Origin of the sequence: Dietzia sp. oral taxon 368, assembly GCF_002999155.1 — a bacterium.
Lineage (GTDB): Bacteria > Actinomycetota > Actinomycetes > Mycobacteriales > Mycobacteriaceae > Dietzia > Dietzia cinnamea.
This window is the reverse complement of record NZ_CP027238.1, coordinates 3,122,978-3,146,731: the sequence shown is the minus strand read 5'-3', so window position 1 is coordinate 3,146,731 and position 23,754 is coordinate 3,122,978. Positions and strand designations below refer to the sequence as shown.

22 protein-coding genes are annotated in these 23,754 nt (G+C 70.5%); 17 read left to right on the top strand and 5 right to left on the bottom strand.

All coding sequences use genetic code 11. The annotated features are described in order from the left end of the window. Positions 1-28 precede the first annotated feature (28 nt). The gene (locus C3V38_RS14705) at positions 29-1,618 is read left to right on the top strand and encodes an IS1182 family transposase (protein ID WP_106386158.1); all 1,590 of its coding nucleotides are present in this window, start codon (positions 29-31) and stop codon (positions 1,616-1,618) included. A 182-nt stretch (positions 1,619-1,800) separates the two neighbouring features. Here the strand turns inward: C3V38_RS14705 and C3V38_RS14700 are convergent, their stop codons facing one another. After that, the gene (locus tag C3V38_RS14700) at positions 1,801-2,082 is read right to left on the bottom strand and encodes a YciI family protein (RefSeq protein ID WP_106386157.1); all 282 of its coding nucleotides are present in this window, start codon (positions 2,080-2,082) and stop codon (positions 1,801-1,803) included. 88 nt (positions 2,083-2,170) lie between these two features. On the opposite strand from C3V38_RS14700, the gene pgsA reads away from it, so the two are divergent. The 9 genes from pgsA to C3V38_RS14655 all read left to right on the top strand — a co-directional run bounded on the left by pgsA (position 2,171) and on the right by C3V38_RS14655 (position 8,952). Continuing rightward, complete coding sequence (gene pgsA, locus C3V38_RS14695) at positions 2,171-2,758, top strand: CDP-diacylglycerol--glycerol-3-phosphate 3-phosphatidyltransferase (RefSeq protein ID WP_106386156.1); 588 nt, start codon at positions 2,171-2,173, stop codon at positions 2,756-2,758. 7 nt (positions 2,759-2,765) lie between these two features. Continuing rightward, positions 2,766-3,317: a nicotinamide-nucleotide amidohydrolase family protein gene (locus tag C3V38_RS14690; RefSeq protein ID WP_106386155.1), complete on the top strand. Its 552-nt coding sequence runs from the start codon at positions 2,766-2,768 to the stop codon at positions 3,315-3,317. A gap of 31 nt (positions 3,318-3,348) precedes the next feature. Further along, entirely contained in the window at positions 3,349-3,648 is a 300-nt protein-coding gene (locus C3V38_RS14685) for a helix-turn-helix domain-containing protein (protein WP_371412126.1), read from the top strand. A 96-nt stretch (positions 3,649-3,744) separates the two neighbouring features. Then, positions 3,745-4,575 carry a PspA/IM30 family protein gene (locus C3V38_RS14680; protein WP_106386154.1) on the top strand — a complete coding sequence of 277 codons (831 nt, stop codon included), beginning with the start codon at positions 3,745-3,747 and terminating at the stop codon, positions 4,573-4,575. Positions 4,576-4,642: 67 nt separating this feature from the next. Beyond that, entirely contained in the window at positions 4,643-4,837 is a 195-nt protein-coding gene (locus C3V38_RS14675; protein ID WP_061227722.1) for a DUF3046 domain-containing protein, read from the top strand. A gap of 236 nt (positions 4,838-5,073) precedes the next feature. Continuing rightward, positions 5,074-6,177: a recombinase RecA gene (recA, locus tag C3V38_RS14670; RefSeq protein WP_007627535.1), complete on the top strand. Its 1,104-nt coding sequence runs from the start codon at positions 5,074-5,076 to the stop codon at positions 6,175-6,177. Beyond that, positions 6,177-6,785, top strand: coding sequence for a regulatory protein RecX (locus C3V38_RS14665; RefSeq protein WP_106386153.1), 609 nt, complete (start codon positions 6,177-6,179; stop codon positions 6,783-6,785). The genes recA and C3V38_RS14665 overlap by 1 nt, the downstream gene beginning before the upstream one ends. A gap of 26 nt (positions 6,786-6,811) precedes the next feature. Next, a complete protein-coding gene (gene miaB / locus C3V38_RS14660; RefSeq protein WP_106386152.1) occupies positions 6,812-8,380 on the top strand; it encodes a tRNA (N6-isopentenyl adenosine(37)-C2)-methylthiotransferase MiaB in 1,569 nt (522 codons plus the stop codon). Continuing rightward, on the top strand, positions 8,368-8,952 hold the full coding sequence (locus tag C3V38_RS14655; protein ID WP_106386151.1) for a hypothetical protein: 585 nt from the start codon (positions 8,368-8,370) through the stop codon (positions 8,950-8,952). Before miaB ends, C3V38_RS14655 begins: the two co-directional genes overlap by 13 nt. 72 nt (positions 8,953-9,024) lie before the next feature. Here the strand turns inward: C3V38_RS14655 and C3V38_RS14650 are convergent, their stop codons facing one another. After that, on the bottom strand, positions 9,025-10,410 hold the full coding sequence (locus tag C3V38_RS14650) for a DUF349 domain-containing protein (RefSeq protein WP_106386150.1): 1,386 nt from the start codon (positions 10,408-10,410) through the stop codon (positions 9,025-9,027). A 212-nt stretch (positions 10,411-10,622) separates the two neighbouring features. Here C3V38_RS14650 and C3V38_RS14645 point away from each other — a divergent pair, with 212 nt between their 5' ends. Genes C3V38_RS14645 through C3V38_RS14635 form a run of 3 tightly spaced genes read left to right on the top strand, consistent with a single transcriptional unit; the run spans position 10,623 to position 12,972 of the window. Continuing rightward, positions 10,623-11,279, top strand: a complete 657-nt coding sequence (locus tag C3V38_RS14645) for a hypothetical protein (RefSeq protein WP_106386149.1) — start codon at positions 10,623-10,625, stop codon at positions 11,277-11,279. Further along, positions 11,276-12,229 (top strand): tRNA (adenosine(37)-N6)-dimethylallyltransferase MiaA, encoded by a 954-nt coding sequence (gene miaA, locus C3V38_RS14640; RefSeq protein ID WP_106386515.1) that lies wholly within the window; start codon positions 11,276-11,278, stop codon positions 12,227-12,229. Before C3V38_RS14645 ends, miaA begins: the two co-directional genes overlap by 4 nt. Continuing rightward, positions 12,226-12,972, top strand: coding sequence for an IclR family transcriptional regulator (locus tag C3V38_RS14635; RefSeq protein WP_070719679.1), 747 nt, complete (start codon positions 12,226-12,228; stop codon positions 12,970-12,972). The genes miaA and C3V38_RS14635 overlap by 4 nt, the downstream gene beginning before the upstream one ends. 133 nt (positions 12,973-13,105) lie before the next feature. Here C3V38_RS14635 and C3V38_RS14630 read toward each other — a convergent pair whose 3' ends face one another. Then, positions 13,106-15,286, bottom strand: coding sequence for a malate synthase G (locus tag C3V38_RS14630; protein ID WP_106386148.1), 2,181 nt, complete (start codon positions 15,284-15,286; stop codon positions 13,106-13,108). A 119-nt stretch (positions 15,287-15,405) separates the two neighbouring features. Between C3V38_RS14630 and dapF the strand changes: the two genes are divergently transcribed. After that, entirely contained in the window at positions 15,406-16,335 is a 930-nt protein-coding gene (gene dapF, locus C3V38_RS14625; RefSeq protein ID WP_106386147.1) for a diaminopimelate epimerase, read from the top strand. Positions 16,336-16,349: 14 nt separating this feature from the next. Further along, positions 16,350-17,801: a GTPase HflX gene (gene hflX / locus C3V38_RS14620; RefSeq protein WP_106386146.1), complete on the top strand. Its 1,452-nt coding sequence runs from the start codon at positions 16,350-16,352 to the stop codon at positions 17,799-17,801. Positions 17,802-17,872: 71 nt separating this feature from the next. Here hflX and lexA read toward each other — a convergent pair whose 3' ends face one another. After that, positions 17,873-18,541: a transcriptional repressor LexA gene (gene lexA, locus C3V38_RS14615; protein WP_106386145.1), complete on the bottom strand. Its 669-nt coding sequence runs from the start codon at positions 18,539-18,541 to the stop codon at positions 17,873-17,875. A 228-nt stretch (positions 18,542-18,769) separates the two neighbouring features. Here lexA and C3V38_RS14610 point away from each other — a divergent pair, with 228 nt between their 5' ends. Together C3V38_RS14610 and nrdR are read left to right on the top strand one after the other, a co-directional pair. Then, entirely contained in the window at positions 18,770-19,216 is a 447-nt protein-coding gene (locus C3V38_RS14610; protein WP_129591200.1) for a hypothetical protein, read from the top strand. 111 nt (positions 19,217-19,327) lie between these two features. Next, a complete protein-coding gene (nrdR, locus tag C3V38_RS14605; RefSeq protein WP_106386143.1) occupies positions 19,328-19,783 on the top strand; it encodes a transcriptional regulator NrdR in 456 nt (151 codons plus the stop codon). A gap of 55 nt (positions 19,784-19,838) precedes the next feature. Here the strand turns inward: nrdR and hrpA are convergent, their stop codons facing one another. After that, entirely contained in the window at positions 19,839-23,753 is a 3,915-nt protein-coding gene (gene hrpA / locus C3V38_RS14600) for an ATP-dependent RNA helicase HrpA (protein ID WP_106386142.1), read from the bottom strand. Between the last annotated feature and the right edge of the window lies 1 nt (position 23,754).

Genomic DNA, 23,754 nt, shown 5'->3' with positions numbered 1-23,754 from the left:
TTGGGGTGGCCCTGAAATGATGTGTCTCATGCAGGGTGAGTCGGATCGGCAGCGTGAGTTGTTGGATGTGGAGTCGGTGGCGGGGCATCTTCTTGAGCCCGGCAGCGTGTTCGCGTTGCTCGCCGAGCACCGTGATCGGCTGTTCCCGGACGAGTTGTTCGCCGACCTGTTTCCCTCGGGCCGGGGCCGGCCCTCGATCCCGGGTGAGGTGATCGCCTCGGTCATCGTGCTCCAGGCACTGTTCGGTCACTCAGACCGGGAGGCAGTCGACGCGCTGACGTTCGACCTGCGGTGGAAGGCCGCCTGCGGGTATCCGGTCGATGCGAAGGGTTTCAACTCGTCGACGTTGACCTATTGGCGACGCCGCCTGGCGGCCAGTGACCGACCGCAGCGGGTCTTCGAGGTGGTGCGCCAGGTCATCGCCGAGACCGGTGCGGTCAAGACCAAGACCCGCCGGGCGTTGGATTCAACGGTCCTGGACGATGCGGTCGCCCGCCAGGACACGATCACCCAGCTCATCGCCCAGATCCGCCGGGTCGGCCGCGAGGTGCCCGGGGCGAAGGAGTTGATCGCCTCCGAGTGCACCCGGCTGGCGGCGGTGTGCGGGCAGGACTACTCCGAGGCCGGTAAGCCGCGCATTGCCTGGGATGACCAGGCCGCTCGGGATGAGCTGGTCTCCGCGCTGGTCGCAGACGCCTTGGCGCTGTTGGCGGCACTCGATGTGGAGGCGATCACCGCCGCCGGCGGCAAGCCGGCCGAGGCGGTCGCCCTGTTGGCGCTGGTGGCAGGGCAGGATGTCGAGCCGGCTGAGGATTCAGATGGCACTGACGGTCGGTGGCGCATCGCCCGCCGCACCGCGCCGGATCGGGTGATCTCCACCGTGGACCCCGATGCCCGGCACGCCCACAAGACCCGGCAGCGCCGCCAGGACGGGTTCAAGGCCCACATCGTGGTCGAGCCCGACACCGGCCTGACCACCATGTGCTCCCTGACCAAGACGAACGGTCCGACCAACTCCGATGCCGCTGTCGGTGCGGCACTGGTCACTGCCGATCCCACCATTAGCGACGGCGAGCCGGTCGAAGTGCTCGGCGATTCCGCCTATGCCAGCGGCGACATGCTGCACACCCTGGCGGGCAAGCAGTGGCTGCCCCTGGTTAAGCCGTGGCCGCTACGGCCCGCGGTCGAGGGCGGGTTCACCCTGGATGACTTCACCTTCGACGCCGTGGCGGGCACCCTGACGTGCCCCGCCAACATCACCCGTGGCCTGTCTGCCAAGGGCAATGCCACCTTCGGGGCGGCGTGTCGTGGCTGCCCGCTGCGTCAGCGGTGCACCACCTCAGCCACGGGGCGCAAAGTCGTGCTCGGCGAGCACCACCTGCTGCAACGCCAGCACCGCCAGCGGGCCGGCGATGAGGACTTCAAGACCGTCTACCGCCAGCACCGACCGATGGTGGAACGCTCGATCGCCTGGCTGACCCGAGGTGCCCGCCGCGTGCCGTACCGCGGGGTCGAGAAGAACAACAACTGGCTCCACCACCGCGTTGCCGCCCTGAACCTGCGCCGGCTACTCGCGATGGGACTAACGAGCCAGAACGGAACATGGGCCCTGGCCTGATCAGCGGGCCGGGGCCAGGCATTCCTGCCCCAGCACAGGCTCGAACAACCCGCGGTGGGCGCCACGAACCTCTCGCCCCTCTCGCCGAACCCAGAAATCTCCAACCCCGCACTTCGCGCGACGGCCAACCGGACCCTCACGCACACCGGCCGTGCCAGGATCGCAGCTTGTTCAGCAGTCTCCTAGGCGAAGGCGCCGAAGACCGGCCTCCACTCCCGCACCGTGATCTCCGAGACCATCCCGCGCAGGCAGTGGGGGTCGTCGTTCACGAGCGTGCGCGCGGCCTCGTCGTCGTCGGCCTCCACGAGCAGCAACGCCCCGGAACCGTCGACGAACGGTCCCACGGACCGGATGGCGCCGGCGGTGACCTGGGCGTCCAGCCACGCACGGTGGGCGGGTTTGTTGTCCTCGCGCTCCTCGCTCTGGGCGGCCTCGTAGCGATAGGTGACGGCGAACAGCGGCATGGGTGGCTCTCCCTCGGGGGTCGGCGGTGACGGGCGGGGGTGCGCCCGCGACCAAGGGTATTCGCCGGCGTCTCGCTAAGGTGTGGGGGTGACTGCTTCCACGCGCGAGGACGGGCGACCCGCCGCCGACGTCCCCGTCCTCAACATCGCGAACGTCCTCACCGTGCTGCGGATCCTCCTCGTGCCCGTCTTCGTCGTGATGTTCTTCGTCGCCGGCGCCCAGGAGCCGTGGTGGCGAGTGTGCGCGTTCGTCGTCTTCGCCGTCGCCATGCTCACCGACTACGTGGACGGCTACCTCGCGAGGCGGCTCGGCCTGGTCACCGACTTCGGCAAGATCGCCGACCCCATCGCGGACAAGGCTCTCATCTCCGCCGCACTCATCTCGCTGTCCGTCGTGGGCGAGCTGTTCTGGGCGGTGACCGTCGTGATTCTCGTCCGCGAGGTGGGTATCACCCTCTGGCGGCTGTTCGGCGTCGACTACGTGGTGGCCGCCAGTAAGGGCGGCAAGCTCAAGACCGTGACCCAGACCGTCGGCGTGGGCATGCTCATCCTGCCGCTGCCGCACTGGGTGTGGCCCGCCGAGTGGATCGTCATGGGCATCGCCGTGGCGCTGACCGTGTACACCGGCGTGGACTACCTGGTCAAGGCCAGGCGGGCCGCGCTAGTGCAGAGCTGAGACGGGGATGGACGCCGTACCGCCGCCCTCGGACCCCGTGGCGCCGCCACCGGCTGCCGCGGCGGCCGTCGCCGCGCTCCGCGACCGCGGGTGGACGCTGGGCACTGCCGAGTCCCTCACCGCCGGGTTGCTCGCCGCGACCGTCGCCGAGGTTCCTGGCGCGAGTGCCGTGCTGCGCGGGGGACTGGTCGTCTACGCGACCGCCCTCAAGCACGAGCTCGCCGATGTGCCCACCGACGTCCTCGAGCGCCACGGCGCGGTGTCCCCGGAGACCGCACGCGCCCTCGCCACGGGCGCGGCACGACGCTGCGGGGCGGAGGTGGGCGTGGGACTGACCGGCGTCGCCGGGCCCGACACCCAGGAGGGCAGACCGGTGGGCACCGTGTACGTGGGCCTGACGACCCCGGACCGCGCGGCGTGGTCGGTGCCGCTGTCCCTGTCGGGCGGCCGGTCCGCGATCCGCCGCGCGGCCTGCGAGTCGGCGTTGGCGCTGGTCGTCGCCGCGGCCGGTGGGGATACGGGGGGCGACGACGGCGACGGGAACGAATCCGGGAACTGACGCGTTGTACCGGGTGATGCCGAACATCCAGATGACCACACTGCCCCGACCGGACCAGCCCGGAGCGACTCCGCTGCTGCGCGAGACCCTCGGTACCGTCCTGCGCGGGCTTCGCGGGGAGACGGGCCGGACCCTGCGTGACGTGGCCGACGCCGCCCGGGTCAGCCCGGGCTATCTCTCCGAGATCGAACGCGGCCGCAAGGAGGCCTCGAGCGAGCTCCTCGCCTCCATCTCGGGGGCGCTCGACGTATCCCTGGGCGAGATCCTCATCCGCGCCGCGCTCGAGGTCTCGCCTCCCGGGACCCTCGCGGAACCCGTACTCGCGGCCTGACAGTGCCGCCGCGTCGCCCGGTGGTCGCACACGGGCGTCGTTCGGTACCGTGGAACAGACCCGTCGTCCGAATCGGCAGAAGGACACTACGCAGCGATGGCCAATCCGTTCACCAAGGCATGGCGCTACCTCATGGCGTTGTTCGATTCGAAGATCGACGAGAATGCTGACCCCAAGGTCCAGATCCAGCAGGCGATCGCCGACGCGCAGCGCCAGCACCAGCAGCTCTCGCAGCAGGCCGCGGCGGTGATCGGCAACCAGCGTCAGCTGGAGATGAAGCTCAACCGGCAGCTCGCGGACATCGAGAAGCTCCAGGGGTCGACCCGCCAGGCGCTGCAGATGTCCGAGCAGGCGCGCAACAACGGCGACATGCAGAAGGCCACCGAGTACGAGAACGCCGCGGAGGCGTTCGCCGCGCAGCTCGTGACCGCCGAGCAGAACGTCGAGGATCTCAAGGGTCTTCACGACCAGTCGCTCCAGGCCGCCGCGCAGGCCAAGAAGGCCGTCGAGCAGAACGCCATGGTTCTGCAACAGAAGGTCGCCGAGCGCACCAAACTGCTCAGCCAGCTCGAGCAGGCCAAGATGCAGGAACAGGTCAGCGCCTCCCTGCAGTCGATGTCGGAGCTGTCGTCGGGCGGCAACACCCCGAACCTCGACCAGGTCCGCGATAAGATCGAGCGTCGCTACGCCAACGCCCTCGGCTCCGCCGAGCTCGCGCAGAACTCCGTGCAGGGCCGGATGCTCGAGGTCGAGCAGGCGTCGACCCAGATGGCCGGTCACAGCCGCCTCGAGCAGATCCGGGCGTCGATGAAGGCCGAGGGCGGCCAGCTCGGCCAGGGCTCCGGTGCCGCCGGTCAGATCGGCCAGGGCCAGTCCCAGCCGGCCACCCCGCCGCAGCAGCAGCAGGCGCAAACCGAACAGCAGTGATTTCTGGGCAACGGGCCGTCGGCGAGCGTGCCGGCGGCCCGTCGTCGTCCGCAGGGGAGGGTGAGACGTGACGCTGACCGAGTTCCAGGCACGCACGGTCGAGGCGTTCGGTACGCTGCGCGCCGACCATCTGGTGCGCTCGCACCACCTGGCGGCGTGCGGCGGTAGGACCGCACGCGAGGCCATCGACGCGGGGGAGTCCGTCAAGCGCGTGTGGCTCGCACTGTGCGACGAGTTCGAGGTGCCCGAGCACCTGCGCTAGGCGGATCCGCGGGGCGTGTCCCTCGACCTCGAACACCCGTTCGTCTACACTCGAATGCACGTGTAGGCGGGTCCACCGTCCACAGGGATCCACAGGGCGTGCTTCCTCCACAGGGGCAGGTCGCCGGGTCCGGCGCGAGAGGTTGGTGTCGTACCCGGACGCTAACGTCCGCGAGTGAAGACCACACAGACCGACCGGCCGGGCGCCGGGGGGTCGGACCGAGAACGGAGCATGAGATGGCAGGCAAGGCCAAGGCGGGCTCGAGCAAGCCCGGAGCCGCCCAGAACCGCGAGCAGGCGCTGGAGCTGGCTCTGGCGCAGATCGACAAGGCCTACGGCAAGGGCTCCGTCATGCGGCTGGGCGATGACACCCGGCCGCCGGTCCAGGTCATCCCGTCGGGTGCACTGTCGCTCGACGTGGCGCTGGGCGTGGGCGGCTTCCCCCGGGGTCGCGTCGTGGAGATCTACGGCCCGGAGTCCTCGGGTAAGACCACGGTGGCGTTGCACGCCGTGGCCAACGCCCAAGCGGCCGGAGGCATCGCGGCGTTCATCGACGCGGAGCACGCGCTCGACCCGGAGTACGCCCGCAAGCTGGGTGTGGACACGGACAACCTCATCGTCTCGCAGCCCGACACCGGTGAGCAGGCGCTGGAGATCGCGGACATGCTGGTCAAGTCCGGCGCGATCGACATCCTCGTGATCGACTCCGTCGCGGCGCTGGTGCCTCGTGCGGAAATCGAGGGGGAGATGGGCGACAGCCACGTCGGTCTGCAAGCCCGGCTCATGAGCCAGGCGCTGCGCAAGATGACCGGCGCGCTGCACAACACCGGCACCACCGCGATCTTCATCAACCAGCTGCGAGAGAAGATCGGTGTGATGTTCGGTTCACCGGAGACCACCACCGGCGGTAAGGCCCTCAAGTTCTACGCGTCCGTCCGTCTTGACGTTCGCCGCATCGAGACCCTCAAAGACGGCGCCGACGCGGTCGGTAACCGCACCAAGGTCAAGGTCGTCAAGAACAAGGTCGCACCGCCGTTCAAGATCGCCGAGTTCGACATCCTGTACGGCGAGGGCATCAGCCGCGAGGGCTCGCTCATCGACATGGGCGTGGACAACGGCTTCATCAAGAAGTCCGGCTCCTGGTTCACTTACGGTCAGGACCAGCTCGGCCAGGGCAAGGAGAACGCCCGCCGGTACCTCAAGGACAACCCGTCGGTGCGGGACGAGATCGAGCGGAAGATCCTCGACAAGCTCAACATCGGGGCGGGCGCGGAGATCGCGGAGATCGAGGCGGAGTCCGACGAGGACGCTCCGATCGACGTGGTTCCCGTCGACTTCTGATGTCCGGCCGGTCGACCCGGCCGGACCCGGCCGCCGGGGGACCCGACGCGGACGAGCTGCGCGCGGCGATCGCCGCCGTCGAGGCCCGGCCGTCGAGCTCCGCTGACCTGCCGCCGCTGGCCCCGGAGGCGCACGAGGCCGCCACGTCCGCCCTCCGGCTGCTGCGGCACCGGCCGCGCAGTGAACACGAGCTGCGCCAGCGGCTGATCGCCAAGGAGTTCACGCCGGCGGCCGTGGGGGAGGCGCTCGAGCGCGTCCGGGCCTGGGGCCTGCTCGACGACGCCGAGTTCGCCGCCGGATGGGTCCGCGGGCGCCGGCGTCGGCGCGGCCGCTCGCGCGGGGCGCTCGAGCGGGAGCTGCGCGACAAGGGCGTGGCCGAGGGCCACATCGCCCACGCGGTGGCCGACATCGACGACTCCGACGAGCGACGGCAGGCCGCGGAACTGGTGCGCGCGCGGCTCGCCAGACGCCCGGACGCCGCACGCTCCGGGCCCGAGGCACAGGGGGAGCGACGCCGGCTCGTCGCGTTCCTCGCCCGGCGGGGTTATCCCACGGGGTTGGCGATGTCGGTCGTGGACGCCGAATTGGCGGCCCACGCCTCGCCCTGAGTACCCTGGCCTGCGTGGATTCTCTCGTGACCGACCTGCATCCGGCGGCGCAGGACGCCCCCGCCGAGGGCGTGGACCGCCGCACCTACCAGGTGCGCACCTTCGGATGCCAGATGAACGTCCATGACTCCGAGCGCCTCTCCGGGGTGCTCGACGCCGCCGGCTATGTGCCCTTCGAGGGCGACGCCGATCCGGCGTCCGGCGCCCTGCCGGATCTCGTCGTGTTCAACACCTGCGCGGTCCGTGAGAACGCCGACAACCGGCTCTACGGCACCCTCGGCCACCTGCGGCCGTGGAAGGACGCCAACCCCCGGCTGCAGATCGCCGTCGGCGGATGCCTGGCGCAGAAGGACAAGGACGCCGTCGTATCCCGCGCGCCGTGGGTAGACGTCGTGTTCGGCACCCACAATCTCGGCCACCTCCCCACCCTCCTGGACCGCTCGCGGCACAACGAACGGGCCGAGGTGGAGATCGCCGACTCCCTGCAGCACTTCCCGTCGACCCTGCCCGCGACCCGTGACTCCGCCTACGCCGGCTGGGTCTCCGTCTCCGTCGGCTGTAACAACACCTGCACCTTCTGCATCGTGCCGTCCCTCCGCGGCAAGGAGGTGGACCGCCGCCCCGGCGAGGTCCTCGCGGAGATGCAGGCCCTCGCCGACGAGGGAGTGCTCGAGGTGACGCTACTCGGCCAGAACGTCAACGCCTATGGGCGGTCCTTCCACGATCCCGACGAGCCCTCCGACAAGGGAGCCTTCGCCAAACTCCTGCGCGCGGCCGGTCGGATCGAGGGCATCGAGCGGATCCGGTTCACCTCGCCCCACCCCGCCGAGTTCACCGACGACGTCATCGAGGCCATGGCGTCCACCCCGACCGTCTGCCCACAACTCCACATGCCGCTGCAGTCCGGATCCGACCGCATCCTGCGCGCGATGCGTCGCTCCTACCGGTCCGAGCGGTTCCTCGGCATCATCGACCGCGTCCGCGCGGCCATGCCGCACGCCGCCATCACCACCGACATCATCGTCGGCTTTCCCGGTGAGACCGAGGAGGATTTCCAGGCGACCCTCGACGTGGTCGAAAAGGCCCGCTTCTCCAGCGCCTTCACGTTCCAGTACTCACCCCGGCCCGGCACCCCGGCGGCCACGATGGAGGACCAGATCCCCAAGGCCGTCGTCCAGGAGCGGTACGAGCGGCTCATCGCGCTCCAGGAGAGGATCACCCTGGAGGAGAACCGGGCACAGGTCGGGCGCGTCGTCGAACTCCTCGTCACCGCAGACGAGGGCCGCAAGGACGCCGCCGCCGCCCGCATGACTGGCCGCGCCCGCGACGGTCGCCTCGTGCACTTCGCGCCCGTCGGCGACGCCGCCGACCGGGTACGCCCCGGAGACGTCATCACCACCCGCGTCACCGCCGCAGCGCCGCACCACCTGCTCGCCGACGACGGCGTCCTCAGCTACCGCGCCACCCGCGCCGGAGACCGCCACGAGGAGGGCCTCAAGCCCGAGACCCCGCCCATCGGCGTCGGCCTCGGGCTCCCCACCCTCCGCCGCGAGACGGCCCCCGCCGCCACTATCGAGAAGGGATGCCCCACGTGAGCACCGACGACGACCGACCCGACCCGATCGCAGGGATCATGGAGGTCACCCGCAACGCGGAATCGGACTTGCGCTCCAAGGACCGCATCCTCGGCCGCACCCTCGTGATCGGCAGGGCTTACCTCGCCTCCGCCGTCCTCATCGTGCTGCTGGCGGCCGCGCTCGCGCTCCCGCACAGCGACGGCGTCCGCGGACTCGACGTCCTGTTCTTCACCGACGTGGCCCGCGACCAGTACACGTCGCTACCGTCCCATCTGTTCGTCCTGCTGTACTCCGCCGGCACCATCGTCTTCGGCGCCGCGATGATCCTCACGCAGAAGTGGTGGGCCGCCGGCATCGCGTGGAGCACGGCCTGCGTTGCCGCGGTGTACGGGGTCCTGGCGATCTGGCTCCGTCAGTCGGGCCGCGGCCCGAACCCGGACTTCCAGGACTTCGGGGGGCCCGGCGTCGGCATGTACCTCAGCGAACTGCTCGTGTTCGCCCTGATCGCGACTCTCGCGGCCGTGCTGTGGTCGCGCACCCCCGAGCAGCGTCGGCTGGAAGATGACGCCCGGCACGGCGACGGGGCCTGACCACACCCGCGTAGACGCCGGGAGCCCGGCCGGGGTCACCGGCCGGGCTCCCGGCGTCTGTTCGTGCCACCGTCAGCGGGTGTCGACCGCCTTCTCCGCGGCCTCGGCCCACTCACGCCACTGCGCGGCCTGCGCACGCGCACTCTCGGCGTCCCTGACCTTGCCCGCGGCGTCCGCCTTGGCGGCCTGGTCCTCGAAGTCGCGGACCCGGTCCCAGAACTGGCCGGCGCGCGCCTTGGCCTCCGGATCCGTGCGACGCCACTCCGTGTCCGCCGCGTCGGCGACCGCCTTCTCCAGGGCCCGGATGCGACCCTCGAGCCGCCCCATCCTGTCGCGGGGGACCTTGCCGATCTCCTCCCACCGGGACTGCAGCTCCCGCAGCGTCGACCGGGCGGCGGCCAGGTCGGCGACCGGGTCGATCCGGCCCTCGTACTCGGCGAGCAGCGCCTCCTTGGCCTCGGCGTTCGCCTCGAACTCGGCATCGCGCTCGGCGGCCGCCGCGTGCCGGGCGTCGAAGAAGGTGTCCTGGGCGGCCTTGAACCGCTTCCACAGCGCGTCATCCGCCTCGCGCGGCGCGCGGCCGGCGGCCTTCCACTCGTCCATGAGCTTGCGGAACGCCGTGGCGGTGTCGTTCCAGTCGGTCGACCCCGACAAGGCCTCGGCGCGCTCGACGAGATCCTCCTTGACCCGCTTCACCGATGCGCGGTTGCGGTCCAGTTCGGCGAAGTGGGACCCGCGCCGGCGGTTGAACGCCTCCCGGGCCTTGGAGAAGCGCCTCCACAGCGCGTCGTCCGTCTTGCGGTCGATCCCGCGGATCGTCTTCCACTCCTCGAGGATGTCCCGGAGCCGATCGCCCGCCGCTTTCCACTGGGTCGAGGACGCGCCGATCTCCTCGGCCTCGGACGCGAGAGCCTCCTTCCGGGCGATCGCGGCCGCGCGCTGCTCGTCCTTACGCCGACGCGCGGTCGCCTCGACCTCGGAGGAACGCTCGATGACCGCGGTGAGACGCGACGCCAGCGAATCGAGGTCGCCCACGGCCGCGGCGGTCGGGATCTGCTCGGCGAGTGCCTCGGCGGAGGCCCGGGTCTTGCGCGCGTCCTGCGGGTGCGATTCCAAACGCGTCTCCAGCAGGGACACCTCGGCCGCCAGGTCGTCGAAGCGGAGCCCGAAGTGGGCCAGCCCCTCCTCGGGAGCCCCCGCCTGCCAGGAGCCCACCTGGCGCTCACCGTCACCGGTGCGCACGAACACCGCGCCCGTCTCGTCGACCCGACCCCACTGTGACGGGTCGGAACCGCGCGTCGTCCGGACATCGGTCGCGGGAGCGGGCCGCGGAGCCACCTTCCGGGCGAGCGCCGCGGGCGACGGTGCGCCCGGCCGTGGCCCGGGTCGCGGACCCGGTGCCGGGGTCGCCCCGCCGTCGTTCGCTCCGCCCGTGGCGGTGGGTGACTGCTCGGTCATCTCGTCCTCATTTCCTTCTGCCGCGTGCCACGGCACCGTCGCCGGGATCGCACCGGACGTCGCCTCGCCGCCCCGGCTCGGACCGGCGCGGCATCCTCCTAGTGTGTACCAACCGTCGCGCGGGTGTCCGCCGTATCCCCGGGTACGCCCCGCCGGCCCCACCCGGCGGCGTCCTGCGACGGAGTCGTGGGCGGTCAGTAGGGTTTCGAGGTGTGAACACGTCAGTCGTCCTGGTCCCTGGCGCACCCGCGCTCGTGCCCGAGCTCTCCGGGACCGCGGCCGCGGACTCCACACGCGAGGTCGCCGAGGTGGTCCGGGTGCTCCGGCGGGCCGTCGGGGACGCGACCGCGGTCAGGGTCGTGGGCGCGGACAGCGGCGGACGCTCACTGGGAGACGTCCGATCGACGCTCGATCGGTGGGGGGCCGACGTCCCGGTCGGCCGGCCCTGTGCCCCGCCGGCACCGCACGAGGCCGTGCCCGACCCGGCGCTGATCGCGTGGTGGTTGCTGGACCGCGCGGACATCGACCTCCCGAGGGCCTTCATCGGCGTGACCGGGCCGTCGCTCACCCCGCCGCCGGTGGGGGCCGACGACCTCGTCGTCGTCGTCGCCGACGGACCCGCCTCCCTCACGCCGCGCGCCCCCGTCCCCGAGGACCCGCGCGGCATCGACCTCGACTCCCGGCTCGCCCGGTGGATCCGCGACCACGGTGAGCTCCCCGACCCCGGGGAGGGAGTCGCCGCGGAGATCGGGTGGTGGAGCCGGCCCGCGTGGCGGGTCCTCGCGGACCTCTTGGGCGGGCGGGTCCCCCGCGGGAGTCTCTCCTGGGCACCGTTCGGCGTCGGGTACCACGTCGGGTGGTGGTCATGAACGGGCCGGCCCCCGTCGCCGTGGTCGGGCCGACGGGCACCGGCAAATCAGAACTCGCGTTGGATCTGGCCGAGCGCCTCGGCGGCGAGGTCGTGAACTGTGACGCGATGCAGCAGTACCGCGGCATGGAGATCGGGACCGCCAAGCTGCCGCTGGATCAGCGGCGCGGCATCCCGCACCACCGACTCGACGTCCTCGATGTCACCGACACCGCGAGTGTCGCGGACTTCCGGGACGAGGCCGAGCGGGAGATCGCCGGGATCCGCGACCGGGGCCACGTGCCGATCCTCTGCGGCGGGTCCATGATGTACGTCCAGGCCCTGGTCGACGGGTGGAGCATCCCCGACACCGACCCGGAAGTGCGGGCCCGTTACGAGGGGCGGCTCGAGGAGATCGGTGTCGCCGCCCTGCACGCCGAACTCGCGCGGGTCGACCCCGAGGCCGCCCGGGCGATCCTGCCCACCGATCCGCGACGCACCGTCCGGGCTCTGGAGGTCGTCGAACTCACCGGCCGGCCGTTCTCCGCGTCCCGCCCGACGATCGGGGAGCCACGCTTCGGCACCCGCCTGATCGGCCTGCGGTGCGCGCTACCCGAGCTCGACGACCGGCTGGCCGCCCGGACCGCGACGATGTTCGCCGACGGGCTCGTGGAGGAAGTGCGGGGTCTGGTCGACGTCGGGCTCCTCGACGGCGTCACCGCCCGCCGCGCGATCGGCTACGCCCAGGTGCTCGACGAGATGGACGACGCCCTGCGGATCGACGACGAGGGTCGCGCCCGCGCCGAGGAGAGGACGTTCATCGGCACCCGCCGCTACGTCCGCCGACAACGGTCGTGGTTCGGCCGCGACCACCGTATCCACTGGATCGACACCGACACCCGTGATCGCGCCGACGACGCCCCGCGGCCACTCGAGGTTGCCCTTCGGATCCTGGGGGAGGGGACGCGATGAGCGCATCCGGCGCGGGGCGTTCCCGCGTCCAGTCCGTCGACCGCGCGTTCGCCCTGCTCGACGCGCTGTCCCGCCGCGGGGGACGCGCGAATCTCGGCGAGCTCGTCGCCGACACCGGTCTGGCCGCCGCGACGGTCCACCGGCTGTGCGGCACGCTCGCCGAGAGCGGACACCTCCGCCGTGACGCCGGACGCGGTTACCTCCTCGGGCCCCGCCTCCAGCGGATCGGGGACGCCGCTCAGCGCGCGACCACCTCGTGGGCGGAGCCCGTTCTGCGGGCTGTCGTCGACGGCACCGGGGAGACGGCGAACCTCGCCGTCCGCGAGGGCGACGGCGTCGTCTACCTCGCCCAGGTGCCCTCGCCCCACTCGATGCGGATGTTCACGGAGGTCGGGCGGAGCGTCGAGGTCCACTGCACCGCCGTGGGCAAAGCCCTCGTGGCGGGCGATGACGACGCCGATATCCGGGCGCTGCTGGAACGGGCCGGCATGCGCCGCTACACCGACTCGACCCTCGTCGAGGTGGAGGCGCTGATCGAACAGGTCCGCGAGGTGCGACGCCGCGGATTCGCCACCGACGAGTCCGAGCAGGAGGAAGGCGTCCGATGCGTGGCCATCGCCGTCGGCTCGGGCGACGCCGCGTTCGCGATCTCCGCCTCCGGGCCCGAGGCCAGGTTCACCCGAGACCGCAGGGACGACGCCGTGGGCGTACTCAGGGCCGCGGTGGAGGGTCTCCTCGGCTGACCGTACGACGTGCCTCCGTCCCGATACCGGAAATCCGCTACTCCCGGTCCGGATTCGCTACCTCTGCAGGGGTAGCGGATGCCGAGGGGGAGTAGCGGATTCCCGCGGGGGAGCAGCGGATTCCCGCGGGGGGTTACAGCCCGTTCGCTGCCTTGAACTCGCGGCGACGGCGATGCAGGATCGGCTCCGTGTAACCGGACGGCTGCGTGGTGCCCTCGAGGATCAGCTCGCGGGCCGCCTGCCAGGCGATCGAGGACTCGACGTCCGGCGCCATGTCCCGGTAGGCGTCGTCGCCAGCGTTCTGCTTGTCGACGACCTCGGCCATACGGCGAAGCGAATCCTCCACGAACTCCGCCGTGACGATGCCGTGGCGGATCCAGTTGGCCAGCAACTGCGAGGAGATCCGCAGGGTGGCGCGGTCCTCCATGAGGTTGACGTCGTGGATGTCCGGCACCTTAGAGACGCCGATGCCCTGCTCGACCCAGCGGACGACATAGCCCAGGATCGTCTGGCAGGAGTTGTCGACCTCCTCCTTCTTCTCCTCGTCCGACCAGTCGGTGCTCGGCGCGAGCGGCACGGTGAGGATGTCGTCGACGCTCGCCCGACGCCCACCGGCGAGGAGTTCCTCCTGGCGGGTCAGGACGTTGACGCGGTGGTAATGGGTCGCGTGCAGGGTCGCGCCGGTCGGCGACGGGACCCAGGCGGTGTTGGCGCCGGCCTTCGGCTGGCCGATCTTCTCGGCGAGCATCTCCGCCATGAGGTCGGTCTTGGCCCACATGCCCTTGCCGATCTGCGCGCGGCCCCGCAGACCGCACGCCAGACCGGTGTCGACGTTGAAGTCCTCGTAGGCCTTCATCCAGCGCGCCGACTTCATCTCACCCTTGCGGATCATCGGCCCGGCCTCCATGGAGGTGTGGATCTCGTCGCCCGTCCGGTCGAGGAAGCCCGTGTTGATGAAGACGACGCGCTCGGTGGCCTCGGCGATGCAGGCGGCGAGGTTCACCGACGTGCGGCGCTCCTCGTCCATGATGCCGACCTTCAGGGTGTTGGTCGGCAGGCCGAGGAGCTTCTCGACGCGACCGAACAACTCGGTGGTGAACGCGACCTCCTCCGGCCCGTGCTGCTTCGGCTTGACGATGTAGATCGACCCGGTGCGGCTGTTACCGCGCTCGTTGCCCTCCGCGATGCCGTGCATGCCCGCCAGCGCGGTGATCAGCGCGTCGAGAATGCCCTCGGGCATCTCCTCGCCCTCGGCGTCCAGGACCGCCGGGTTCGTCATGAGATGGCCGACGTTGCGGACGAACAGCATCGACCGGCCGTGGAGGCGGACCTCGCCGGAGCCGTCGGGAGAGGTGTACACACGGTCGTCGTTGAGGACGCGGGTGAACGACTTGCCGCCCTTGCTGATCTCCTCCGACAGGTCGCCCTTCATGAGGCCCAGCCAGTTGCGGTAGCCGAGCGTCTTGTCCTCGGCGTCGACGGCGGCGACTGAGTCCTCGAAATCCATGATGGTGGTGACGGCGGACTCGAGGACCACGTCCTTGACACCGGCCGCGTCAGTCGAGCCGATGGGGGAGTCCGGGTCGATCTGGATGTCGATGTGCAGGCCGTTATTGCGCAGCAGCACCGAAGAGGGCCTGGCGGCATCGCCGAGGTACCCGACGAACTTCTCAGGATCGGCCAGCCCGGTGGTCCCCCCGTCCGCGAGGGTGACCCGGAGCGCGCCGTCCACGACCGCGTACCCGGTGGTCCCGACATGGCTGCCGGAGGCCAGCGGTGCCGCGTCGTCGAGAAACTCGCGCGCCCAGGCGATCACCTTGTCTCCACGGACCTTGTTGTAGGAATCGCCCTGCTCGGCGCCGTCGGTCTCCGGGATGGCATCGGTTCCGTAGAGGGCGTCATAGAGCGAACCCCACCGGGCGTTCCCGGCGTTGATGGCGAACCGCGCGTTCGTGACCGGGACGACCAGCTGCGGCCCGGCGACCGTAGCGATCTCCGCGTCGACGTTCTCCGTGGTCACCGAGACCGATCCGGGCTCCGGCACCAGGTAGCCGATCTCCTGAAGGAACGCCTTGTAGGCGGCCTGATCGATCGGCGCCGGGTTCTCGTGGTGCCACGCGTCAATCTTCGACTGCAGGTCGTCGCGCGCGGCGAGCAGCTCGCGGTTCCGGGGAGCGAGGTCGGCGAAGATCTCGGACGCACCGGCCCAGAACGCGTCGGGGTCGACCCCGGTGCCCGGAATCGCCTGCGTGTTGACGAAGTCGTAGAGGACCTCGTCGACCTGGATACCGCCGACGGTGATGCGTTCGGACATCGATGCTCTCCTCAGGTAGGGGATCGTTCTCCCGACCGACTCTAATGTCCTCGTCACGGCGCTTCATCCGTCATTTCCGCAGTGCGGAACGCCGATCCCGCCGCGAGTACGATCGCGTCATGACTCCGGACCACACGCCGTCGAGCACCGACGGCATCTCCTTCCTCAAGGGCCACGGCACGCTCAACGACTTCGTGATCCTGCCCGACGATGACGCGGTGCTGAATCTCGACGAGGCTCTGGTCCGAGCGCTCTGTCATCGTCGCGGTGGAATCGGCGCCGACGGGATCCTCAGGATCGCCACCGCAGGTGCTCTCGTCGATCGTGGAGTGCTCCCCGCGCTCCCGGACGGGGTGGGTGCCTCGGACTGGTTCATGGACTACCGCAACGCCGACGGTTCGATCGCGGAGATGTGCGGCAACGGTGTCCGGGTGTTCGCGCACGCCCTCGTCGCCACGGGGCGATCCGAGGCCGGGACCATCGCGATCGGCACACGTTCCGGGCCCCGGCCCGCGACGATCGTCTCCCGTTCGGGTGACGACGCCACCGTCCGGGTCGACATGGGGGAGCCGCGGTTGCTCGGGCTGTCCTCGACAGAGCTCGGTGGCCGCACCTTCGCGGGAGTGGCCGTCGACATGGGCAATCCCCACCTGGCCTGTGTCGTCCCCGGATTGGACGCCGCGACCCTGGCCACCCTGCCGGTCGGGGATCCCCCGGTGTTCGACCGCGACTTCTTCCCGCACGGCGTCAACGTGGAGATCGCGACGCCCCTGTCCGACGGCCGAGTGGCCATGCGCGTCCACGAGCGGGGGGCCGGCGAGACGATGTCGTGCGGGACCGGGATCGTCGCGACGGCGGTGGCGGCCCTCGCCGATGCCGGTCGCGGTACGGGAGACGTCGTCGTGTCGGTGCCCGGCGGCGAGGTCGGGGTGACCCTGACCGAGAGCGGTTCCGCCCTCACCGGCCCGTCCGCTCTCGTCGCCGCCGGCCGGTTCCACGGCGGTGCATATCACACGCCCGCACAGGGGACACGGACGGCTCCGATGTGAGATGATGCCGGAGAATGACTATCGATCACACGGCCGCTGACCGGCCGACACGAGACCTCGATCCATCTATCGGCGAACTGCAGCTCGAGGAGAGATCCTTTCTGCGCCGGGTGGCGGGTCTGTCCACCGAACTCCAGGACGTCAACGACGCCGAGTACCGTCAGCTCCGCCTGGAGCGGGTCGTACTCGTGGGCGTGTGGACCGAGGGGTCCGCAGCCCAGGCCGATGCCGCGATGGCGGAACTCGCCCAGCTAGCCGAGACGGCGGGCGCGGAGGTCTGCGACGCCCTGATCCAACGACGCGACAAGCCGGATGCGGCGACGTTCATCGGTTCCGGGAAGGTGAGCGTCCTCAAGGACGTCATCGCCGCGACGGGCGCCGACACCGTGATCTGCGATGGCGAGCTCACCCCGGGCCAGCTCCTGGCTCTGGAGAAGGCGGTCAACGTCAAGGTCATCGACCGGACGGCGTTGATCCTCGACATCTTCGCCCAGCATGCGACAAGCCGCGAGGGTAAGGCCCAGGTGACCCTCGCCCAGATGGAGTACATGCTCCCCCGCCTCCGCGGGTGGGGCGAGTCGCTCTCCCGGCAGGCGGGTGGACGGGCCGGCAGTAACGGCGGTGTCGGCCTGCGAGGCCCCGGTGAGACCAAGATCGAGACGGACAGGCGCCGGATCCGCGAGCGGATGGCGCGGCTACGTCGCGAGATCAAGGGGATGAAGCAGTCCCGCGACACCAAGCGCTACCGCAGGAGAGCCACGCCGGTTCCGTCCATCGCGATCGCAGGCTACACCAACGCCGGAAAGTCGAGTCTACTGAACAGGATCACCGGCGCCGGCGTCCTCGTACAGAACGCACTGTTCGCCACTCTCGATCCCACCACCCGCCGCGCCGACCTCCCCGACGGACGGTCGGTCGTGTTCACCGACACGGTCGGCTTCGTCCGACACCTGCCCACGCAGTTGGTCGAGGCGTTCCGGTCGACGCTTGAGGAGGTCGTCGATTCCGAACTGTTGCTGCACGTGGTCGACGGGTCCGACGCGTTCCCGCTCCGCCAGATCGATGCGGTTCGCAAGGTGATCAACGAGGTGGTCGAGGAGCAGAACGCCGAACGCCCGCGGGAGCTGCTGGTTATCAACAAGATCGACGCGGCCGACCCGGTTGTGCTCACGGAGCTGCACCACGCGTTGCCGGACGCGGTCTTCGTCTCCGCGGCCACCGGGCAGGGCCTCGACGAGCTGCTCGAACGAATCGTGCAGATCGTGGCGTCCGGGGACAGGGAGGTGACTCTCGAGGTCCCGTATACCCGAGGTGACGTGGTCGCACGGGTCCACACCGAGGGCGCGGTGGTCGAGGAGGAGCACACCGACCGCGGGACGCGGATGGTGGTGCGGCTGCCCGCTTCGGTGGCCGGTGAGCTCGGCGAGTTCGTCACGGATGGTGGCACGCGCAACGGAGCCGCCTGACCCGCTGGAACGACGAGAACGCCGCCTGATCCGATCGTGGGACAGGCGGCGTTCTCGTCATCGAGCGCGGCTCAGAGCTTTCGGAACACCGTCACGACCTTGCCGAGGATCGTGGCGTGCTCGCCCGGGATGGGACTGAAGGACGGGTTGTGGGGCAGCAACCAGACCCCGGAGGAGTCCTTGCGGAACGTTTTCACGGTCGCCTCGCCGTCGATCATCGCGGCGACGATCTCGCCGTTGTCCGCGACGTTCTGCCGCCGCACCACGACGTAGTCGCCGTCGCAGATCGCCGCGTCGATCATCGACTCACCGACGACCCGGAGCATGAACAGATCTCCGGACCCGACGAGGTCGGACGGGAGGGGGAAGACCTCCTCCACGGCCTGCTCGGCGAGGATGGGTCCACCCGCCGCGATCCGACCGAGGACCGGGACATAGACGGGCTCGACCGCCCCGCTAGGGCGACGGACCTCGCTGGTCGGGGACCGGCGACCGCGGGTCTTCTGCCCCGGGACACCGTGCACGTCGACCGCGCGCGGCTTGTGCGGGTCCCGGGTCAGGAAGCCCTTCTTCTCCAGAGTTCGTAACTGATGGGCGACCGACGATGTCGACTGCAGTCCCACGGCGTCACCGATCTCGCGGATGCTCGGGGGGTAGCCGCGCTCCTTGACCGTGTCGTGGATGTGCAGCAACACACTCTTCTGGCGGTCTGTCAGTGAGTCGAAGTCGGGCTTCGGCATGGCGGGTCCCTTCGGCGAATGGATGTTCGACGTCGTCATCTGTGTACACCCTATAACCCCGGAACGGGGATCGCCACACACACGTTCGAAGAATTTCACCGCGGAATGGTGATCGTGTCGGAGTCGCGTGATACAACTCTAGACGTGTTCAAATTCGAACAGATGTACTGAGCAATCCATACGGATGTGCGAACGCCTTTCGCACATCGTATCGAGCAGGGAGTGGACATGACCGTTCTGGAGCTGCACTCGCACACCGACTCCACGGTGCGGTGGACGGAGATCTGCCCGGCGGAGCACCGCGCTTCGATGCACCGCGTGGATCACGGCGTCAACGCCAACCCGGCCGCGGATCCGCGGACTCGCGGACGCGGCGTGACCCGGCCCGGCGCACGGCCGGTGGGTCGGCACGACGCCGCCGCGCCCCGCCGTGGCGCGCCCGCAGACCGCCGCCCCGCCCTGGCGCCGACGGCCTCGCGGATGCCCACCCCGAGGCTGGCCGACAGGACCCGTCCGGTGTCGGCCGATCAAGTGCGCGCCTGCCGCATCGAGGCACCGGCCCCGGCCTGTGTCGTCGACGACGTGCCCGCGTGGGCACTTCTGGCCTGCGGCATCGTCTTCGGGGTGATCATGCTCCTGGCCGTGGCGTTCCTCGGCGGGCCCGCCTACGCGTGACAGGCACCCGGGCCTCCTAGAATGAGCCGGGGACGGTGGTCAATCGTCCCCGCGTCCCGTGGGCCACGACCCGGGAGGCGCGCAGTCCGGTCGACGAAGGGCCACACGGGAATGTACTGCCCTACATGCCACAACGAGGACTCCCGGGTGATCGATTCACGGTCGGTCGACGAGGGGCAGGCGATCCGGCGCCGCCGAGAGTGCCCCGAATGCGGGCACCGCTTCACCACGCTCGAGACGCCTCTGCTGACAGTCCTCAAACGCAACGGCGTCACCGAGGCTTTCAGCCGCGATAAGGTGGTCCGCGGAGTCCGCCGGGCCTGCCAGGGCCGCTCCGTCGACGAGGACGCCCTACGGCGTCTCGCCCAGCAGGTCGAGGACGCCGTCCGCGCACGTGGCGCCTCCGAGGTGCCCGCACACGAGATCGGGCTCGCGATCCTCGGACCCCTCCAGGACCTCGACGAAGTCGCCTACCTCCGCTTCGCCTCCGTTTACAAGCAGTTCAGTTCGGCCGACGACTTCGAACGAGAGATCATCGCACTGAAAGACCGCCGCACGAGCCGCTGAGTCCGCTCAGTCACCGCGGCGGCCGGCGCCCGCCCCGAGCCGCCGACGCGAGCGGTCAGCGCCGGGCCCGGGGCGCGAGCGCCGACGCCACCGCCTTCTCGATCCGCTCGGCCGAAACCGGGCGGGCCGTACCCAGGGACTGCGCGAACAGCCCCACCCTGTACTCGGCCAGCAGCCACCGCAGCTCGCGTGACGCGCGCGCGCCACCCGGTCGCCGGCGCAGGGCCGCGCACGCCTCCTCCACCGTCTCCTCCGACCGGGCCAACCTCGCCGTCAGCTGCCGGTGCCGATCGGGAGTCGTCTCCGCCATGTCGAGCCGGACGCCGACCGCCTTCACATGGCGCTCCAGGTGTGGCAGGACATCGACCGGATGACGCGCCAGGAACCCCTTGCCCACGAGGAATTCGAGTGACGGGGACACCGCTTCGGCGATCTCCGCCGGGACCTCCGCCACGCGCGCGAACACCCGCTGGGCCGAGACCAGGGCCGGTACCGCCGCCGAGATCGTCGACGCCACGGCCCCCGGTACCTCGGCCCTGGCGGCGTTCCGCAGCTCGGTGAAGTCCGCGACCGTCAGTACCGGAGCGCCCTTGCGGCGGGCGATGATCCGTCCGCAGGCAGCCAACGCGGCGTCCGAGACCAACGCCTCGACGCCCCCGTGCGGGTACTGGGTCAGCGCCAGGCGCTGCTTGACCGGTCGGCCGCGCAGGATCGACGAGGCGGAGACGAGGTCGGTGGAGATCAGTGTGAGTACCGCCGACGCCTGCCTGGTCCGGCGTTCCTCCTCCGTCGCGCACGCGACCCGGTGGATGCCGTCCGCATCGACGCGCAGGGCGGGGTAGACCGTCACCTCGACGCCGTCCACCGTGCCGGTGACCGACGGGGCGAGATCCCCGATGGTGTCGGCACTCCACTGTCGGAACGGCCCGTCGTCCGGCACGAGCCGGGTGTTGAGGGTGTCGCGCACCTTGTCCCGCAGACGCGTCCGCAGCGCCCCGAGGTCGGTCCCGGATGCGACGACCGTCTCGCCGTCGACCACCTCGAACCGCGTCCGCAGGTGATCGGGGAGCTTCGTGGGGTCGAACTCACGGGGGTCGACCGTCGTGCCGATCCGGGCGGACAGCGCCTGTGCCAGGGCCACCGGCAGAGGAGCCGAACGCGGGGTGACGTCCCGGGCGAGCAGGGCGGCGTATTCCGCGGGCGGCGAGCAGAGCCGCCGGAGGTACTTGGGGAGGGTGCGCAGCATCTCCGTGTAGAGCTCTTCGCGGAGACCGGGGACCAGCCACTCGAAACCGGCCGTGGTCACCGAGGACAGCTGAGGCAGCGGGATTCGGACGGTGATGCCGTCGGCGGCGACACCCGGATCGAACTCGTAGCGCAGCTCGAATCGTCGGTCGCCCTGCTGCCAGAACGGCGGGAAGTCCCCCGCGTCGGGGGCGGCCTCCGAGGTCCGGATGTCGGCGGGGGTCAGCCGGATCGAGTCCGGGTCGCGGTGGCCGCGCTTCTTCCACCATGACTCGAGGTGACGGCCGGAGGTGATGTCGCCGGGGAGCCGCTCGAGGTAGAACGCGACCAGGGCCTCGTCGTCGATCACCAGGTCACGGCGACGGCTGCGGGTCTCCAACTCCCTCGCCTGCGCCACGGCCTCGGCGTTCTCGCGGATGACCGGGACGCGCGTGTCGAGTCGGCCCTCGACGATCCCGTGTCGGACGAGCATTTCCCGCGCCAGGGGAGTGTCCACCCGGGACAGCAGCACTCGGCGCGCCTCCACGACGGTCAGGCCCAGCAGGAGGACCTTCTCGTAGGCCATGGCGGCGCCGCGGGCGTCCGACCAGTGTGGTTCGGAGTACTGGGTGCGGGTGAGGTGGCCGCCGAGCTGCTCGATCCACGCGGGGTCGATGCGCGCCACGTCGCGGGCCCACAGCCGTGAGGTCTCTACGAGCTCGGAAGCCATGACCCACCGGGGTGGCTTCCGGGCCAGGTCCGAGCCGGGGAAGACCTGGAATCGGATGCCGCGGGTTCCGCGGAACTCGCGGGCGTCCTCGTCGCGCATGCCGACATTGGTGAGCAGGCCCGTGAGGATCGCCTTGTGCAGATCGTCCTCGGACGCCTGGCCGGACGGCGGGTGCCAGCCGCGTTCGCGGCACATGCTCCGCAGTTGGGTGTTGAGGTCCTGCCATTCGCGGATCCGGAGCCAGTGCAGGTACTCCGCCTTGCACATCTTGCGGAACGCGCTGCCGGAGAGCTCGCGGCGCTGCTCGGTGAGGTAGCGCCAGAGGTTGAGGTGGCCCAGGAAATCGGACGTCTTGTCGGTGAAGCGACGATGGAACTGGTCGGCCTTGTCCCGCTCCTCGGCGGGCCGCTCCCGGACGTCCTGCACGGTGAGGGCGGCGACCACCACGAGCACGTCACCCAGCGCCCCGTTGCGGTGGCCCTCCACCACCATCCGGGCCAGTCGCGGGTCGAGGGGGAGTGCGGCCATGTCGCGGCCCACCTCGGTCAGGTGAGGGCGCTCGTCGTCGTCGACCCTCAGCGCTCCCAGCTCGGTGAGCAGGGTCATGCCGTCACGGACCGCCTTGCGGTCCGGCGGCTCGACGAAGGGGAAGTCGTCGACGGGACCGAGATCGAGATCCGCCATAGACAGGATCACGGAGGCGAGGTTGGTGCGCAGGATCTCGGGGTCGGTGAACTCCGGCCGCGCCTCGAAGTCCGCCTCCGAGTACAGGCGGATGCAGATGCCGTCGGCCACGCGACCGCAGCGGCCCGCGCGCTGCGCGGCGGAGGCCTGGGAGATCGGTTCGATCGGAAGTCGCTGGACCTTGGTACGGGTGGAGTACCGCGAGATGCGCGCCAGTCCGGTGTCGACGACGTAGCGGATGCCGGGGACGGTCACCGAGGTCTCGGCGATGTTGGTCGACAGCACCACCCGGCGGGTGGAGTGGGCGCGGAAGGCGCGCTGCTGCTCCGCGGCGGTGAGGCGCGCGAACAGCGGGAAGATCTCCGTGTTGCGGAATTTCCGGCCACGCAGCACCTCCTCGGCGTCGCGGATCTCACGCTCGCCCGAGAGGAAGACCAGAACATCGCCGTCGTCCTCGCGCAGCAGTTCCGCCACGGCGTCGGCGAGCGCGTCGAGGGGGTCGAGGTCGATCACCCGGTCCCCGTGCTCGACCTGGAGCGGCCGGTAGCGGATCTCCACGGGGAAGGTGCGTCCGGAGACCTCGATGACCGGGGCGGGGCGACCGTCGGGGCCCGCGAAGTGGCGGGCGAACCGTTCGGGGTCGATGGTCGCGGAGGTGATGATGAGCTTGAGGTCCGGGCGCCTCGGGAGAATCTGCTTGAGGTAGCCCAGGAGGAAGTCGATGTTGAGACTGCGTTCGTGTGCCTCGTCGATGATGATCGTGTCGTAGGCGCGGAGCAGCCGGTCGCGGCGGATCTCCGCGAGCAGGACGCCGTCGGTCATGAGCTTGACCGAGGTGTCGGGTCCGGTGCGGTCGTCGAAGCGCACGGCGGAGCCGACGGGGCCGCCGATCTCCACGCCGAGTTCGTCCGCGATCCTCTCGGCCACGGACCGGGCGGCGAGGCGCCGCGGTTGGGTGTGGCCGATCATCCCGCGCACGCCGCGCCCGAGTTCGAGGCAGATCTTGGGGATCTGGGTGGTCTTGCCCGAGCCGGTCTCACCGGCGATCACGACCACCTGGTTCTCGCGGATGGCCTCCGCGATCTCGTCCTTGCGCGCGCTGACGGGGAGCTGCTCGGGGTACTCGGGGGCCGGGATCGCCTCGGCGCGCCGCCGGACGCGCTCGGCGGCCTCGTCGACGCGGCGGGCCAGGTCGTCGAGTTGGTCGGCGCGGGCCCGGCGGATCCGGGGGCGGAGCCGGTGCGCGTCGAGGGTGCCGACCTCGTCGAGCCGGACGAGCAGATCGTGGCGGGCCCGGCGGAGCTCGGGTGGGGCTGAGGTGGACGAGGGCATG